General features: G+C 65.1%; 13 protein-coding genes. 8 read left to right on the top strand and 5 right to left on the bottom strand.

Annotated elements, in window-relative coordinates; all coding sequences use genetic code 11:
* Positions 1 to 2: 2 nt before the first annotated feature.
* Positions 3 to 893: a CoA transferase subunit A gene (locus AC3WUF_RS17495; protein ID WP_492428429.1), complete on the bottom strand. Its 891-nt coding sequence runs from the start codon at positions 891 to 893 to the stop codon at positions 3 to 5.
* A gap of 21 nt (positions 894 to 914) precedes the next feature.
* Positions 915 to 1,805 (bottom strand): VOC family protein, encoded by an 891-nt coding sequence (locus AC3WUF_RS17490; protein WP_492427963.1) that lies wholly within the window; start codon positions 1,803 to 1,805, stop codon positions 915 to 917.
* A 174-nt stretch (positions 1,806 to 1,979) separates the two neighbouring features.
* Between AC3WUF_RS17490 and AC3WUF_RS17485 the strand changes: the two genes are divergently transcribed.
* Positions 1,980 to 3,686 carry an FAD-binding protein gene (locus AC3WUF_RS17485; protein WP_492427961.1) on the top strand — a complete coding sequence of 569 codons (1,707 nt, stop codon included), beginning with the start codon at positions 1,980 to 1,982 and terminating at the stop codon, positions 3,684 to 3,686.
* A gap of 179 nt (positions 3,687 to 3,865) precedes the next feature.
* Positions 3,866 to 4,675, top strand: a complete 810-nt coding sequence (locus AC3WUF_RS17480) for a sterol desaturase family protein (protein WP_492427959.1) — start codon at positions 3,866 to 3,868, stop codon at positions 4,673 to 4,675.
* A 156-nt stretch (positions 4,676 to 4,831) separates the two neighbouring features.
* Here AC3WUF_RS17480 and AC3WUF_RS17475 read toward each other — a convergent pair whose 3' ends face one another.
* A complete protein-coding gene (locus AC3WUF_RS17475) occupies positions 4,832 to 5,452 on the bottom strand; it encodes a hypothetical protein (RefSeq protein ID WP_492427957.1) in 621 nt (206 codons plus the stop codon).
* 16 nt (positions 5,453 to 5,468) lie between these two features.
* On the opposite strand from AC3WUF_RS17475, the gene AC3WUF_RS17470 reads away from it, so the two are divergent.
* From AC3WUF_RS17470 to AC3WUF_RS17445, 6 genes are all read left to right on the top strand, one after another.
* Entirely contained in the window at positions 5,469 to 5,891 is a 423-nt protein-coding gene (locus AC3WUF_RS17470; protein ID WP_492427955.1) for a hypothetical protein, read from the top strand.
* 208 nt (positions 5,892 to 6,099) lie between these two features.
* Entirely contained in the window at positions 6,100 to 7,755 is a 1,656-nt protein-coding gene (locus AC3WUF_RS17465; RefSeq protein ID WP_492427954.1) for an FAD-binding protein, read from the top strand.
* A 34-nt stretch (positions 7,756 to 7,789) separates the two neighbouring features.
* Positions 7,790 to 8,563, top strand: coding sequence for an SDR family oxidoreductase (locus AC3WUF_RS17460; protein WP_492427952.1), 774 nt, complete (start codon positions 7,790 to 7,792; stop codon positions 8,561 to 8,563).
* A 109-nt stretch (positions 8,564 to 8,672) separates the two neighbouring features.
* On the top strand, positions 8,673 to 10,220 hold the full coding sequence (locus AC3WUF_RS17455) for a FadD3 family acyl-CoA ligase (protein WP_492427950.1): 1,548 nt from the start codon (positions 8,673 to 8,675) through the stop codon (positions 10,218 to 10,220).
* A 72-nt stretch (positions 10,221 to 10,292) separates the two neighbouring features.
* On the top strand, positions 10,293 to 11,156 hold the full coding sequence (locus AC3WUF_RS17450) for an SDR family NAD(P)-dependent oxidoreductase (RefSeq protein ID WP_492427948.1): 864 nt from the start codon (positions 10,293 to 10,295) through the stop codon (positions 11,154 to 11,156).
* 157 nt (positions 11,157 to 11,313) lie between these two features.
* Positions 11,314 to 12,693, top strand: a complete 1,380-nt coding sequence (locus tag AC3WUF_RS17445) for a DNA recombination protein RmuC (RefSeq protein WP_492427946.1) — start codon at positions 11,314 to 11,316, stop codon at positions 12,691 to 12,693.
* A gap of 59 nt (positions 12,694 to 12,752) precedes the next feature.
* Here the strand turns inward: AC3WUF_RS17445 and AC3WUF_RS17440 are convergent, their stop codons facing one another.
* Positions 12,753 to 13,418: an outer membrane beta-barrel protein gene (locus AC3WUF_RS17440; RefSeq protein ID WP_492427944.1), complete on the bottom strand. Its 666-nt coding sequence runs from the start codon at positions 13,416 to 13,418 to the stop codon at positions 12,753 to 12,755.
* 136 nt (positions 13,419 to 13,554) lie between these two features.
* Positions 13,555 to 15,855 carry a TonB-dependent receptor gene (locus AC3WUF_RS17435; protein ID WP_492427942.1) on the bottom strand — a complete coding sequence of 767 codons (2,301 nt, stop codon included), beginning with the start codon at positions 15,853 to 15,855 and terminating at the stop codon, positions 13,555 to 13,557.
* Between the last annotated feature and the right edge of the window lie 160 nt (positions 15,856 to 16,015).

Below are 16,015 nucleotides of genomic sequence, written 5' to 3'. Positions count from 1 at the left end.
GATCAGAAAACCTGGCGCGGCAGTTTGACGATGGCGTCGAGGCCACCGACGGCTTGCTGATAGGCAGCCTCGTCACCGTTGAGGAATTCCTCGGCGTACTTGGCCCAACCGCCCTCTTCCTCAGCCGCCGCGCAATAGCGTTTGATGTGCGTCGCGTCCCATCCATAGCCGCCACCCTGCACCGCGACGTTCGAGGTCGGGTGCGCGCCGCCGCGGATCTGCGCGACGCCGGTGACGAGATTGCGCTCGAAGGGATTGCACTTTGCGTCCTGCTCGTCCGAGTCGATGCGATCGACCAGTTCCTCGCAACTGACGAAGGTGCGATCCGCGGCGCGCACGAACCATTCGTCGAAGAACGGATCCGGCGCGTACAAACGCACGTTGCCGAGGCGATCGGACTTGTGGACGTGCACCAGCGCGACATCGAGCTTGATCGCCGGCATCGCCAGCAGCACTTCGCCGTCATCGTAGGGGGACGTGACGGTACGGAACTGCGGCGTGACCTTGCTCAGCTGGTCGGTCGCGAGGCCGATGCGGGTCGGCAGGAACGGCAGGCGCATCGCCGCCGCACGCAGGCCCCAGTGCAGCTGGCCTTCGTCGAGCTCCATCGCCTGGATCGTGCCGGCTTCGCGCGCGATGCGGAAGAACGGTTCAAGCGGAATGAAGTCCAGCGAGACGAAGCCGTAGATCAGCCTCGATACCTTGCCGGCCGCGCACAGCATGCCCATGTCGGCGCCGCCGTAGCCGACGATCGTCAGATCCTTGAGGTTGGAACGCAGGATCTCGCGGACCAGCGCCATCGGCTTGCGCCGCGGACCCCAGCCGCCAATGCCGATGGTCATGCCGTCGCGCAGTGTCGCGACGACCTGGGCGGCCGTCATTTCCTTGTTGATTTTCATGATTGAAGTTTTGCGTTACTGAAAGCCGACCGAGAAATCGTGGCCCCAGATCGAGACCTGCTTGGTCTCCGTGGTCTGCCAGGTCTTCGGATCGACCGTGATGCCGCCCCAGCCGTACTCGATCGCGAAATTGCCCGGCGTGAGCATGTAGAACGAGGTCATGCGGTCGTTCTCGTGCTCGCCCAGCGTCGCCATCAGCTTGACGTTGTGAGCAGCGCGGCGCTCGCTGGCGAGGCCCACGTCGGTCATCGTGTTGACCTCGGCCATGATGTGCACGCAGCCGGCCGGGTTCGGCATTTCGGCGAGCGCGATGCTGTGGTGACGGCCAGCGCCGGCATGCAGGAAGTAAATGCGCATCACCGGCGCGTCCGGGCCCGGCTGGAAATTGAACTTGTCCGACAGACCGAAGCCGAGCACGTCCTGGAACAGCTTGAGCGTCGCGTCGAAACCCGGCGCCGCCGGCAGCACGGTGTGACCCATGCCCTGCGTGCCGGTTTTGAAGCCCGCCACGCCGATCGGCGAGACGAACGGCGACTCGCCGCCGTTGTAGCCCTGCACCAGTTCGTGACGGTTGCCGGCCGGATCGCTGAACACCGCCAGGCGATCGAACAGGCGCGACTGGCGCTCGGCGTCGCTGCCGTCCTGCACCGCCACCCCGGCGCCCTTGAGCGCGGCGACGGTCGCATCGAAATCGGCGCTGGAGCTAACTTCCCAGCCGGAGGCGATGTAGCGGTCCGTCGCGCCCGGCACGATCACCATGCGCTGCTTGCGCTCGTCCATCTTCAGATACAGTCCGCCGCCGGCCGCGGCCGAGGTCGACATGCCGAGCACCTGCTCGCCATAGTGCTGCCACTTGCCGATATCGGTGGATTCGGCGACCACATAGGCCAGCGCTTGAATCTTCATCGCTCTACCGCCCGGTTTTTATAGAGATATCAGCATTATCCGAAGCGGGGGCCTCAGCAGCTTCATCCGTTGGGGTGAAGATCGCTGGTCCCTGCGCGCAAAACCCTCGTCCGCTTGCGGGATGCCGGCCGCCGCAAACAGCGTCGATGCTGCGGCAATAACGAGGGGAACCGCGTGAAAGCACAGGATTGGCAGGCCTGGGGTCTGCAGGTCGAAGCGCCGCTGCGCATCGACGATGTCGAACACTTCGATTTCGCCGAAAGCGCGGATCTGGTCGTCGTCGGCCTCGGCGGCGCCGGCGTGGCGGCGGCGCTCGAGGGCGTTGAACGCGGCCTCGACGTGCTTGCCCTGGACCGCTACGACGGCGGCGGCTCCAGTGCAGCCAATGGCGGCGTGTTCTATGCCGGCGGCGGCACCGCCGTGCAGCGCGAAGCCGGCGAGACCGACACGCCGGAGGAGATGTACAAATATCTCAAGCTCGAAGTCGGCGACGTCGTCAGCGACGCCACGCTGCGCCAGTTCTGCGACGAGAGCGTCGAGACCGTCGACTGGCTGATCAAACATGGCGCGCCGTTCAACAGCAAGGTCTGGAAGGAAAAGAGCTCCTATCCGCCGCTCGATTATTTCCTTTATCACCCCGACAGCTCGCTCGCCGCGCCTTACATGAAGCACGCCAAGCCGGCGGCGCGCGGCCATCGCGGCTTTACCACCAACGGCAAGAAGGCCTGGGGTCTCGGCGGCGCGATCTACGATCCGCTGCGCGATGCGGCACTGAAGCGCGGCATGCGCTTCCACAAGTACGCGGAAGCCCGCCAGCTCGCGGTCGATGCGCAGGGGCGCGTCGTCGGCGTCCGCGTATTGCAAATTGCAGCGAACAGCGAAGAGGCGACGCGCTTCGGGCGCTTCATCGCGCAGGCCTCGAAATGGATTGCCGCGCTGCCGCCGAGCTTTCCGCTCGCCTGGCTGACCTATGCGATCGGCCGCTGGTATCTGAACCGCGCACAGAAGATCGAGAACACGCAGAGAACGTCGCGCTGGATCCGCGCGCGCAAGGGCGTGCTGCTGTCGGCCGGCGGTTTCATCATGAATCCGGCAATGGTTGCGCACTACGCCCCAAAATACAGCGCCGGCCTGCCAAACGGCACGCTCGGCGACATGGGCAGCGGCATCGTGCTGGGCGCCAGCGCCGGCGGTACGCTGGGGCTGATGGACCGCATCAGCGCCTGGCGCTTCATCAATCCGCCGAAGGCCTGGGCGCAGGGCATGCTGGTCAACGCCCGCGGTGCACGCTTCGTCAACGAGACGCTGTACGGCGCATCGCTCGGCGACGCGATCGTCGAGAAGCAGGATGGCAAGGCCTGGATCGTCCTTGATGCGAAGCTGCGCGCAGACGCCTACGCGCAGGCCAAGGATCCGAAGATCGTGCCGTTCCAGCGCGACGTCGCGGTGCTGAACCTGATGTTCAATGCGACCAAGGCCGCGACGCTCGACGAGCTCGCCAGCAAGATCGGCTTCGACGCGGCAACGCTCAAGGCCACCGTCGACGCCAACAACCGCGCCGCCCGCGGCGAGATCGAAGACGCGTTCGAGAAACGTCCGAACGAGATGGCGCAGATCGGCGCTGGCCCCTATTACGCGATCGACGCGTCGATCGACAGCAAGCTGCTGCCGATGGTGACGATGACCGTCGGCGGCCTGCGCATCGACGAATCCAGCGGCGCGGTTTTCGGCGAACAGGGCGGCGTCATCGCAGGCCTGTATGCCGCCGGGCGCAACGCGATCGGCATCTGCTCCAACATCTACGTCAGCGGCCTGTCTTATGCGGACTGCGTCTATTCAGGGCGGCGCGTTGCGCGGCACCTGGCCGGCGGGGGGCGCTGAAGCCGGCGATCGGCATCGGCCCGGCAAGCGCGCAAGCGCCGCTGGGATATTTCGCTCCGGACCGGTCACGCGCTCGACGAAAGCGGCGGCACTGCGGTATATCCGAAGCCTGAAATCTCGATCACGGCGCACTGCGGGAGATCGCCCGCAGCCGTGTCACGCGCAAGGATAGGCTGGCCATGACGGAAACCGTCACATCGGTGGCGCTGGTGCTGGGCATCTACATGCTGGCCGAGCTCCTGCTCGGGCGCTTTCCGCTGCGCAGCGTCTCACGCCGTAACAACGGCCTGGACGTCGCCGCCTTCCTGCAGGCCTCGGTGCTCGTCGGCCCGCTGATCGTCTACGGCGCGGCGGCGATCGAACGCTACATCCTGCCGGACATGGCCGACGCCTGGATCGACACGCCCTGGTGGCTGCAGGTGCTCGCCTTCCTGATCTTCGAGGACATGGTGCAGTACTGGTATCACCGCATCAGCCACCACCGCTGGCTGTGGCCGTTTCACAAGTTCCATCACACGCCGGAGTACATGGGCGCGCGGATCGTGTTCCGCAACAGCTTCTTCTACGACCTGTTCATGCCGAACCTCTGGCTCGCCAGCGTGCTGGTCTATCTTGGGTTCGGCTACGTCTATTTCTGGTACTACCTGGTCAAGCTCGTCGTCACGATCGGCGCGCACAGCGAAGTGCGCTGGGACAGCGTGCTGTACCGCTACCGCGTCCTGCATCCGCTGGCCTGGATCGTCGAGCGCACGATCTCGACGCCGGCAACGCACTTCGCCCACCACGCCTATACCGAGTCCGACGGCGTCGGCCACTACAACGGCAACTTCGGCAACCTGCTGTTCTTCTGGGACGTGCTGTTCGGCACCGCGCACATCACACGGCGCTACCCGGAACGCTTCGGCGTCGAGAACGAGGCGCGGCCGGACCCCTGGCATGTGCTGATCTTCTATCCACTGTTCCGCAGCAGACCGGACAAGGATTCCTGACCGCGCAGACTGCGTAGCCCGGATGAAATCCGGGATCAGCGCTTTCCGGCTGGGCACACCCCGGATTTCATCCAGGCTACGGGCCGATCTCTGAATCCGTTGTGCCGCGAGCGAAGCGGCAGCTGCGCGTAGTCAGCTGCCGCTGCCACGCTGCGCTCATCTGGCCGCAGCGCGCTTGCCGGAGACCGGCTCACCATCGATCGCCGCTTCGGTCATTTCCTGTACGTAGCCGAAGGCCGCTTCTTCGCGGATCAGCAGGCCGTTGTCGACGCCGAGCCAGATCGTACCGCCGGCGTCGGGGTCACCTTTCTCGCTGAAACTGAATTTGCAGGTCGCGAACCGGCCGGCGGGCACCGTGATCGTCTCGCGGCCGAGATAGCGTGTCGTCCGGGTGGTCCTGAAAATTGCGGGACTGCCGCTGGCTCCACCGCAGGCTGCAGTGCTGCAGGCTTGCCTGGTGGAGAAGGTCTGGACGTACTCGTCGCCCGGCTCCAGATCGAACCGGAAGACCGCCGCCGGCTCGTTGTACCAGCTATAGCCCTCATCATCGACGTCACCGTAGCCCAGGCGTTGCTTGCCATCGCTTGAGAGGCGGACGTATTCGTAGATCGTTTCTCTGAAGACCTCGGCGCCTTCGGTCTCTTCGATCAATGTCTTGAGTTCGACGACCATCTGACCATTGAACGAGGTCTCGCGCGTCGCGAGCACGTCGTAGCTGGATCGATACTCGTCGCCTCCGTCGTTGCCGACCGCCGTGCGTGCCGCTCGGGCGCCCACTTCATACAGCCGGGGATTGAGGCAGGCCATCGCAGACGAATCGGACGCGGGGGACGGGGTCGGTGTCGCAGGCGGCGTCGGGCTCGCCGTGAACGTCGGCGTCGGGGTCATCGACGGCTCGTCTGTCATCGTCGGTGCCGGAGTCATCGACGGCTCCACGATCATCGTGGGCATCGGTGTCATCGTTGGCGTTGGCGTCGAAGACGGATCGGGGGTCACTGTCGCCATAGCAGTCGGTGTCGCAGCTGTGGTCGGCGTCGCGGTGGCCCTAATGCCGAACACATCGCTATCCCCTCCATGGGAACAGGCACTCAGCGCCATTGCAGCCACCAGCGACACCGCCGCCGACCTTCCTGGAGTAATGGGGCGCACGGCCGCGGCGCCGGCATTGTTGACGGATCTGAACATGGGAACCTCCCTGATGAAGCTGTTTTTTTGAACCGCTGTTTGAGCAACAGTCATCGTAACGACCCCGGCTCCGCCCTCCCAGCCCACAAATCTCCTAGGTAGAAAGATCTACATGCTCCCCGGCGGCCTTCCCGTGACTCCCCGTCGCCCGGCGCGAGCTAGTCAGGACGGACGAGGTTTCTGAAGCCGATTTACAAATAATCGCGGTACTCACCGCACCTTCTGGAAACCGCGTCCCAATGACCGCTGCCAGCGCAGACGGCACCCTGCCGATTGATGCCCCCGTCCGCGTCGACAGCGCTGAGCGCGCGCCGTGGGAGCAGACCGTCGACGTGCTCGTCGTCGGCTGCGGGGCAGCCGGCAGCGCGGCGGCGATCGTCGCCCGGGAAAACGGCGCCGAGGTGTTGGTCGTCGATCGCTTCGACGGCGGCGGCGCGACAGCGAAGAGCGGTGGCGTGGTCTACGCCGGCGGCGGTACCGCGCATCAGCGCAAGGCCGGCTACAACGACACGCCGGTGGCGATGACGGCCTACCTGAGCCAGGAGACCGGCGACGCGGTCAAGCCCGACACCCTCGCGCGCTTCTGCAACGACAGCGTGGCCCTGATCGAGTGGCTGGAGTCGATCGGCGCGGACTTCCGCTCCGACGCCACGCCGCCGAAGACCTCGTATCCGAAGGACGGCGTCTATCTGTATTACTCCGGCAACGAAGCGGTTCCGGCCTACGCGAAGCACGCCGAACCGGCGCCGCGCGGCCACCGCACGCGCGGTAGCTGGCTGTCCGGCAAGGCGCTGTACGAATTCCTGCGCGCGCGCATCGATGCGCTGCGGATTCCGATGCAGACGCAGTCCGCGGTGCGGCGCCTGATCGTCGATGCGGACAACCGTGTCGTCGGTGCCGAAGTCTGGCGCCTCGTACCGGGCTCCGCGGCGGCGCGCACGCACCAGAAGCTGATCGGCCGCGCCGAGGCGCTGCACAACTTCGCGCCGGCCTATGCCGACGGCCTGCGCAGCAAGGCGCTGGCGATCGAGCTGGAACATGCGGAGCGCGTCCGCGTGCGCACGCTGCGCGGCGTGATCCTGTCCGCCGGCGGCTTCATCTTCAACCGCGAGATGGTCAAGCGCCACGCGCCGAAGTACCAGCAGACGATGCGCCTGGGCACGACCGGTTGCGACGGCAGCGGCATCCGCCTCGGCCTGTCGGCCGGCGGCGTCGCGGCACGGATGGAGAAGGTGTCGGCCTGGCGCTTCATCAATCCGCCGACGTTCTGGCCCAAGGGCATCGTCGTCGACGGCAACGGCGAGCGCTTCTGCAACGAGCAGGTGTACGGGGCAAAGCTCGGTGTCGAGATGTGCGAGGCACACCAGGGCCGCGCCTGGCTGATCCTCGATCGCAAGCTGCGCTGGGCGGCGATCAAGGAAGCCCTGTTCGGCGGCCTGTGGGCGTTCCAGAGCGTGCCGGCGTTCTTCCTGATGCTGTTCGCGCCACGCGCGAAAACACCGGCGCTGCTTGCCGCCAAGCTCGGCATGCCCGCGGCGGCGCTCGAACAGAGCATCAGCCGCTACAGCGCGACCGGACCGACCGGCGAAGACTCGCTCGGCAAGGCCGAAACGATGCGCGCGCCACTCGATACCGCGCCGTACTTCGCGCTGAACATCTCGGCCGACAGCAAGACCTTCCCGTGCCCGGCGATCACGCTCGGCGGCCTGCGCGTCGACGAGGCCAGCGGTCTGGTGCTCAACGAGCGCGGCGAAACGATCGAAGGTCTGTACGCCGCCGGCCGCAACGCCGTCGGCGTCGCATCGAATTTCTACGTCAGCGGCCTGTCGATCGCCGATTGCCTGTGGTCCGGCCGCCGTGCCGCGGCCCACGCAACGGCGCGGGCCGCTGGCTGAACACTCACATCACAACAATTCCGAGGAGCGCAGCATGGGCAGAGTCAGCAACAAGGTCGCGATCATCACCGGTGCGGCCAGCGGCGTCGGCAAGGAAGACGCGATCCTGCTCGCGCGTGAAGGCGCCAACGTCGTGCTCACCGACGTCAACGAGGAAGCCGGCCGCGCGGTCGCCAAGGACATCGGCGACGCGGCGATCTTCATCAAGCACGACATCTCCTCCGAGCAGGGCTGGAAGGACGTGATCGCACAGACCAAGGCGAAGTTCGGCGGCGTCGACGTGCTCGTCAACAATGCCGCGATCCTCGCCCAGGCGAATATCGAAGACACGACGCTGGAGCTGTGGGAGAAGATCCAGAAGATCAATTCCGACGGCTACTTCCTCGGCTGCAAGTACGGCCTCGAAGCGATGAAGGAACGGCCGAACGGCTCGATCGTCAACATGTCGTCGATGGCCGGCATCGGCGGCCAGTCGTCGTTCTGCGCGTACAGCGCATCGAAGGCCGCGGTCGCCGGCCTGACCCGCTCGGTCGCCGCGCACTGCCGCGCGCGGCTGTACAAGATCCGCTGCAACTCGATCCACCCGGACGGCATCGCGACGCCGATGGTGTTCAACCTGCACAAGGAAAAGGGCGCGCCGACCTCGCACGCCTATGTGCGCGAAAAGGATCCGAAGCAGCTGCAGGCGCGCTTCGCGCAGCCGCAGGACATCGCCAATCTCGTACTGTTCCTGTCGTCCGACGAGTCGAAGTTCATCAACGGTGCGGAGATGCGCATCGACAACGGTTATCTGATGTGGGCGGATTGAAGGCTCATTGTCATTCCCGCGAAGGCGGGAATCCAGGGCGGAGAGCGCAGCAGTGCATTCCCTGGATTCCCGCTTTCGCGGGAATGACGGTTCTGCGGAGCGCATCGATATGAGCAATACAGTCCCCAGCGCGTTCGCCGCCTCGGTCCAACGCCACGCCTCGCGCACCGCCGTGATCGGCGAGGACGGCAGCGAGCTGTCGTACGCCGAGCTCGACCAGCTGCGCATCTACGCCGCGCGCGCGCTACTCGCGCTGGGCGTGCAGCACGGCGACCGTGTCGCGATCTGGGCGCCGAACAGCGTCGAGTGGATCGTCGCGGGTCTGGCGATCCACACCGTCGGCGCAGCGCTGGTGCCGGTCAACACGCGCATGAAGGGCGCGGAGGCCGGCTACATCCTCGAAAAGAGCGGCGCGCGCGTGCTGTTCTGCGCCGGCCATTTTCTCGGCCAGCATTTCCCGACGCTGATTGCCGAGCACTGGCCGAAGACGCTGGAGCACGTTGTCGTCATCGGCGATGCCCATGAAACCGACGTCGGCTGGCGTGCCTTCATGGCGAAGGCCGACCAGTCGCACACCGAGGATGTCGTCGCCGCGCAGGCCAAGGTGCAGCCGACCGACCGCCTCGACATCCTGTTCACCTCGGGCACGACCGGCAAACCGAAAGGCGTGGTCACGACGCACGAGCAGAACCTGCGCGTGATCGCCGCCTGGTCGAAGGCCGTCGGCCTGAATCCGGACGACCGTTACCTGGTCGCCAATCCGTTCTTCCACTCGTTTGGCTACAAGGTCGGCTGGCTAGCCGGTCTGCTCGCCGGCCTGACCGTGCTGCCACATGCGATCTTCGATGCGGCCGCCATCCTCAAGCGCATCGAGAAGGACCGCATCTCGGTGCTGCCCGGACCGCCGACGCTGTTCATCTCGCTGCTCAACGATCCGGCGCGCACGACGACGAACTTGTCGACGCTGCGCGCGACAATCACCGGCGCCGCGGCGATCGCGCCGTCGCTGATTGAACGGATCAGGGCGGAGCTCGGCTTCAAGGTCGTGCTGACCGGCTACGGCCTGACCGAGACCTGCGGCGTCGTGTCGCTGTGCGAAGCCAGCGACGATGCCGAGACGATCGCGCTGACCAGCGGCAAGGCGATCGAGGGCATCGAGCTGCGCTGCGTGAATGAACAGAACCAGGCGGTCGGCCCTGGCGAGTCCGGCGAGATCGTCGTGCGCGGCTACAACGTCATGCAGGGCTATCTCGACAACGAGGCGGCGACTGCGGAAACCATCGATGCCGACGGCTGGCTGCACACCGGCGATATCGGCAACCTCGACGCGCGCGGTTACGTGCGCATCACCGATCGCCTGAAGGACATGTACATCACCGGCGGCTTCAACTGCTATCCGGCGGAGATCGAGCGCATCATGGCCGCGCATCCGGCGATTGCGCAGGTCGCGATCGTCGGCGTGGCGGACGAGCGCATGGGCGAGGTCGGCAAGGCCTACGTCGTGCTGCGCCCCGAGCAGACGCTGGACGAGAAGGCGCTGGTCACCTGGTGCCGCGAGCAGATGGCGAACTACAAGGTGCCGCGCAGCGTCGAAATCGTGACGGCACTGCCGACGAATCCGTCGGGCAAGGTGATGAAGTTTCAGCTGCGGAAGTAAACAAAACGGACCGATATTCTCCCTCTCCCCTCGTCGAAGGGAGGGGGAACACAAACTTTGAGGAGTCGTGAGATGAGCACAGATCTGAAGGATGTCGTCGCCGTCGTCACCGGCGCCTCGCGCGGCGCGGGCAAGGGCATTGCGATTGCGCTCGGCGCGCATGGCGCGACGGTCTACGTGACCGGCCGCTCGCTGAAGGAAGGCGACGCCGCATTGCCGGGCACGATTGCCGCGACCGCGGAAGCGGTGACCAAGGCCGGCGGCAAGGGCATCGCCGTCGCCGTCGACCACAGCAAGGACAGCGACGTGAAGGCGCTGTTCGACAAGATCAAGGCCGAACAGGGCCGCGTCGACATCCTCGTCAACAACGCCGCATACATCGACGACACGCTGATCGAGAAAGGCGGCTTCTGGACCAAGCCGCTGGCCCAGGTCGACATCCTCGACGTCGGCCTGCGCTCCGGCTACATCGCGAGCTGGTACGCCGCGCCGCTGATGGTGCCGAACAAGCGCGGCGTCATCGCCTTCACGTCGAGCTTCGGCGCAAGCTGCTACATGCACGGCCCGGCCTACGGCGCGCAGAAGGTCGGTGTCGACAAGTTCGCCAAGGACATGGCGGTCGACTTGCGCGCGCACGACGTCGCCGCGATCTCGATCTGGATGGGCATGCTGCGCACCGACCGCACCAAGCGCGTGATGGATGCGGATGCACAGAAATACGCCGGCTTCTGGGAGATCGCCGAAACACCGGAGTTCACCGGTCACCTCATCGCCGCGCTGTACAAGGACCCGAAGCGCATGGAGAAGTCCGGCCAGGTCGTCGTCGGCGCCGAGCTGGCGCAGGAGTACGGCCTGACCGACGAAGGCCGCCAGCCGCCGTCGCACCGGCCGATGCTGGGCGGCCCGACGCAGGCGCATCCGGCGATCGTGGAGTAATTCCCCTCGACCGCGGCACGGCTTGCTGTAGCCCGGGTGCAACCCGGGGGTCTGCGCCCGCCGATGCGGCGACCCCGGGTTGCACCCGGGCTACGAGGTCTGCTGATCCGGTCTTCACCCGGCCCCGTCGTCGACAGTGCTTCCCCTACAATGAGGCATGACCGAAATTGCCTCATTGCCTGTGCTGCTGGCTGTTGTCGCCCTGATCGGCGCCCTGCTGGGCGCTTGGCTCGGCGCTTGGCTGTTTGCACGCAAGGCCGATAACAGCGAGTTGCTCGACGGCCTCAAGGCCTTGCTGGCAAACCAGGAACGCGGCGAACGTGCGCTGCGAGAAGAAGCCGCGCAATCGCGTCAGGAACAGTCGGTTCACGCCGCGGCTCAGCGCGCCGAGCTTGGCGACCGCATCCAGCAGTTCCAGCATCAGTTTGTCGGGCAGCAGCAGGCGCTGGTCCAGCAGCTGACCGCGCGGCTCGAAGCCTCGGCCGCGGCACTCAACCAGGGCCGCGGCGAGCAGCTCGCCGCGCTGAACGCGTTCCGCGAGGAACAGCTGCAGCGCGCAAAGGAGCTGCGCGAGGGCGTCGAAGGCTCGCTGACCGCACTGCGCGGCGAGAACGCCGAGAAGCTCGAGCAGATGCGCCGCACCGTCGACGAGAAGCTGCACGAGACGCTGGAGCGGCGGCTCGGCGAATCTTTCAAGCACGTCAGCGAACGGCTTGAGCAGGTGCATAAGGGCCTCGGCGAGATGCAGGTGCTGGCGACCGGCGTCGGCGATCTGAAGAAGGTGCTCAGCAATGTGAAGTCGCGCGGCGGCTGGGGCGAGGTGCAGCTTGAAGCGCTGCTGGAGCAAACGCTGACCGCCGAGCAGTTCTCCAAGCAGGTGATGACCAAGCCCGGCAGCCGCGAGGTCGTCGACTGCGCGATCCGCCTGCCCGGGCGCGGCGACCACGACGCGCCGGTCTGGCTGCCGATCGACGCCAAGTTCCCGATCGAGGATTACGAGCGCCTGATCGACGCGCAGGAGCGCGTTGACCTGGAGGCGATCAAGGCCTGCGGAGTGCAGCTGGAGCGCGCCGTGCGCCTGCAGGCGAAATCGATCAGCGACAAGTACATCTCGCCGCCGAACACGACCGACTTCGCGGTGCTGTTCCTGCCCAACGAGGGCTTGTATGCCGAGATCATCCGCCGGCCGGGTCTGGTCGACAATCTGCAGCGCGAGCAGCACATCGTCATCGCCGGACCGACGACGCTGACCGCGCTGCTCAGCAGCCTGCAGATGGGCTTCCGCACGCTGGCGATCGAGAAGCGTTCGAGCGAAGTCTGGCAGGTGCTCGGCGCGGTGAAGACCGAGTTCGGCAAGTTCGGCGACGTGCTCGACAAGGTGCGCAAGAAGCTCGACGAGGCGACCAACCAGCTCGATGCCACCGGCGTGCGCACGCGCGCGATCACGCGTCAGCTGAAATCAGTGCAGGAATTGCCGGGGGTCGAAGCGGAGCGCCTGCTCGGCCCCGCGGACAGCAGCGAGCCCGACGAGGAGTAAAACCCTGCGTCATCCCCGCGCGAGCGGGAATGACGGGATTCCTGTTCAGGCTTGCCGACTCAGAACGGCACGCGGAAGCCGACGCGCAGCGTGCTGAACTCGACATCGGGGCTGCCGTTGTCCTTGCCGTTCAGATTAGCCCAGCGGAATTGGGTAAAGAAGCCGTAGTTGTCTGGTACCCAGTGAAAACCCACCGTGAATTCGGTGCCGTCGACATCTTCGAGATCCAGGTAGCCGACCGAGGCGTCGATGCCGAAGCTGCCGGCAATATCCTGTTCGGCCTGCAGATGCACGCCGTAGCCCGTCTGATTGTCTTTCACCGTGGTGAGTGTCGCTACCGCGCCGTCGACAACGAACTCCTCCGAGTTGGTGCGCAACGAGACATATTCGGCCTTGAGCTGCAGGAAACCGATGTCACCAAACGCCGGCAGGCCATAGCCGATGCCGCCGCGATAGTTCTCGATGTCGAGATCGTTCGTCGTGACGCCAGCATCGAGTTCGCTCGGAATGTATTCGGCCTGCAGATCGCCGAACAGACCGACACGCCGTCCTCCCACGATGCGCAAGCCACCGCCAATACCGTCGTAGTTGTCGCTCGATCCCGGCGCATCCAGCTCACCGTAAGAGCCGAAGAATTCCACGCGCTGGAACTTGCCATCGGCCATAGCCGATGTGCTGGCGGCCAAAGCAGCGAACGCGGCAAACCCACCCAGGTATTTTTTCATTGTTGTCTCCCAAACAGTGCCGCTGGCTCACGGCTGGATCGGCGCATTGTGCCCAGTTTTTCGGAGGCTCTGCAAAACCGCCGGCATCAAAAAAGGCCGGCCCCGAAGGGCCAGCCTTGTCTGACGCCGCAATGAGTTACCAGCGCACCGTGCCGGAAACCCCGAAAGTGCGCGGTTCCTCGAAGTTGGCCACCGTCAGGTTGCCGAAGCCGGGGCCGAAGTCGATGAAGTTGGTTGCGGTATCGTCGTCGAGCGCGTTGCGGGCCCATAGGGCGATCTCGCCGATGCTGCGTTCACCCAGCGGGATCTCGCCGATGCCCAGGCGCAGGTTCAGCAGGCCATGGGCATCGACCTGTGAATTCTCGGCCAGCTGGACCGCCGGATTGGTCTGCGTCAGCTGGTACGGATAGGTGTAGAAATCATCCGTCCACGCGTAGTCCACGACCAGCCGCAGCTTGCCCCACGACCGGCTGAGCAGTTCGCTGTCGAGCACGACGTTGAAGCTGTTTTCCGGTGCATGGACGAACGCGCGATTGTCGGCCACGTTGACGCCACCGTCGAGAAACTCGTCGTACTCGGGATCGAGAAAGGCGTAGTTTGCGCGCAACTGCGTGCTGCTGCCGAGCATCAGCGCCGCTTCCAGCTCAAAGCCCTGAATCGTCGCCTTGCCGGCATTGCGCACGACAGTCGCTGCCGCGCCCGAGCCGAGGAAGATCGAAGCCTGGAAATCCTCGAGCTTGTTGTGGAACAACGCGGCATTGAGCGCGAGATTGCCATTGAGCAGATTGGCCTTGGCGCCGATCTCGAAGGACTTCTGCTTCTCCGGCTTGAATGGCGTCTTGGTCTCGGCGATGTTCAGTGCGATCAGTTCGCCGAATTCCTCCGGCGATTCGTTGCCGGTCGGTGGCTGGCTGAACTCGCCATTGAAACCGCCGCTCTTGAAGCCTTCCGCATAACGGAAGTAGACGTTGAGCTGCTCGTTGAAGCGCCAGGCCGCGGAAAACATCGGCGTCGTCGCGTCGAAGGTTTCCGAAGCGCTCGTGCCTTCCGGGATGAGGTAGAAGAACTCTCCCGCCGGATCGTCCTTGAGGCCGAACGCGCGGTCGATCTCCTTCTTCTCGTTGGTATAGCGCGCGCCGACACTCAGCGTCAGCGGATCGAGCGGGCGGTAGTCGACCTGGCCATAGACCGAGTACGCCGAGGTCTTGGTGCCGTAACGGGAATCGAAGTAGACATCGCCTTGCGGATTGAGGGCGAAGAAGCTCTGCGGGTTGTCGGTCTCGCCGTCATCGCCGAAATAGTAGACGCCGGCAACGGCATTCCAGCTGCCCATGTCCGCGAGCCACTGCAGATCCTGAGAGATCTGGTCGTAGTCGGTGAAGCGCTGGGTGAAGGCAACCGGCAGCGCCGAACCATCGAGATCGAGCGAGTCGTCCCAGTCGAGGCGGCGATAGCCGGTGATCGACTTCAGCTGCTGCCCATCCGCAACATCCCAGGTCAGCGTGAACGAATGGCCTTCGACTTCCGAGCGCTCGAAGGACGGCGCATCAACCGCCGCACGCTCCTGTCGTTCGGTGGACGGCACAAGTCCGGGAATCGGCAGATCGGAACGATACAACTGATCGAAGTTGTTGCTCTGGTTGACGTTGGAATGATCGTAGCGATACGCGCCCTGCAGGCTGGTCGAAAAATCGAAGTCCGCGGCGATGCGGTAGCCGTCGTTGCGGCGGTCGTTGAGCTCGTCGACGCTGCTCGTGCGCGTCGTGTCGATCCAGCCGTCGCGGCGTTCGCTGCGTGCGCCGATCGAGATGCTGGCGATTCCTAGGCGCGGCAGATCCACCGAGGCCTTCTGCACAAAGGAATTGTAGTTGCCGATCTCCAGGCTGGCGCTGCCGCCGAACGTGCCGGTCGGCGCGCGCGTCACCAGATTGATCGCGCCGGCCAGCGTATTGCGTCCGTACAAAGTGCCCTGCGGGCCGCGCAACACCTCGACACGATTGAGATCGACGAGATTGAAGATGCCGCCCTGCGCCTTGCCGATGTAGACGCCGTCGAGATAGATGCCGACCGCCGGATCCCAGTAGATCGCCGGGTTGATCTGGCTGGCGCCGCGGATCGTCACCTGCGAGATCGTCGTGTTGGACGGCGTCTTGCTGATCTGCAGACCCGGTGCGAGCGCATTGAGATCGCTGATGTCGTCGATGCCGCGCGCTTCGAGTTGCGCTTCAGGAAAAGCGCTGACCGCGATGGGCACATCCTGCAGACGTTCGACGCGGCGTTGGGCCGTCACTTCGATATCGCCGATCGCCGTCGGCTTGTCTTCTTTCGCAGGGGCCGCCTGCGGGGCTTCCGTCGTCTGCGCACCCGCAGACAGCGTGAACATCAGGGGCACCAGGCCGCTCAGCGACCAGGTGCGAATGCCTTTCGGTGTACGCACGTGCGATTTCTCCTCATCACCTTGACTTTCGTGGCAGCGGATACGGGATGAGATCGGGCTCCTCCTCGTCCGCTGTCTGTCCCCTTTGAAGCAGGGTGTTGTATGGATACTCCCGTCGGGCAGTGGCGGTCGTCGTCCATAGGGGTGAGCCTCTACGCCC

Source organism: Fontimonas sp. FW305-C-3, from assembly GCF_058783185.1.
The sequence above is the reverse complement of the archived record's forward strand: the minus strand, read 5'-3'. Positions and strand labels throughout refer to the sequence as shown.

Excerpts from the sequence above, each read along its gene's own strand:
- AC3WUF_RS17445 (WP_492427946.1), top strand. The coding sequence starts at position 11,314 with ATGACCGAAATTGCCTCATTGCCTGTGCTGCTGGCTGTTGTCGCCCTG.
- AC3WUF_RS17440 (WP_492427944.1), bottom strand. The coding sequence starts at position 13,418 with ATGAAAAAATACCTGGGTGGGTTTGCCGCGTTCGCTGCTTTGGCCGCC.
- AC3WUF_RS17465 (WP_492427954.1), top strand. The coding sequence starts at position 6,100 with ATGACCGCTGCCAGCGCAGACGGCACCCTGCCGATTGATGCCCCCGTC.
- AC3WUF_RS17460 (WP_492427952.1), top strand. The coding sequence starts at position 7,790 with ATGGGCAGAGTCAGCAACAAGGTCGCGATCATCACCGGTGCGGCCAGC.
- AC3WUF_RS17455 (WP_492427950.1), top strand. The coding sequence starts at position 8,673 with ATGAGCAATACAGTCCCCAGCGCGTTCGCCGCCTCGGTCCAACGCCAC.
- AC3WUF_RS17450 (WP_492427948.1), top strand. The coding sequence starts at position 10,293 with ATGAGCACAGATCTGAAGGATGTCGTCGCCGTCGTCACCGGCGCCTCG.
- AC3WUF_RS17480 (WP_492427959.1), top strand. The coding sequence starts at position 3,866 with ATGACGGAAACCGTCACATCGGTGGCGCTGGTGCTGGGCATCTACATG.
- AC3WUF_RS17490 (WP_492427963.1), bottom strand. The coding sequence starts at position 1,805 with ATGAAGATTCAAGCGCTGGCCTATGTGGTCGCCGAATCCACCGATATC.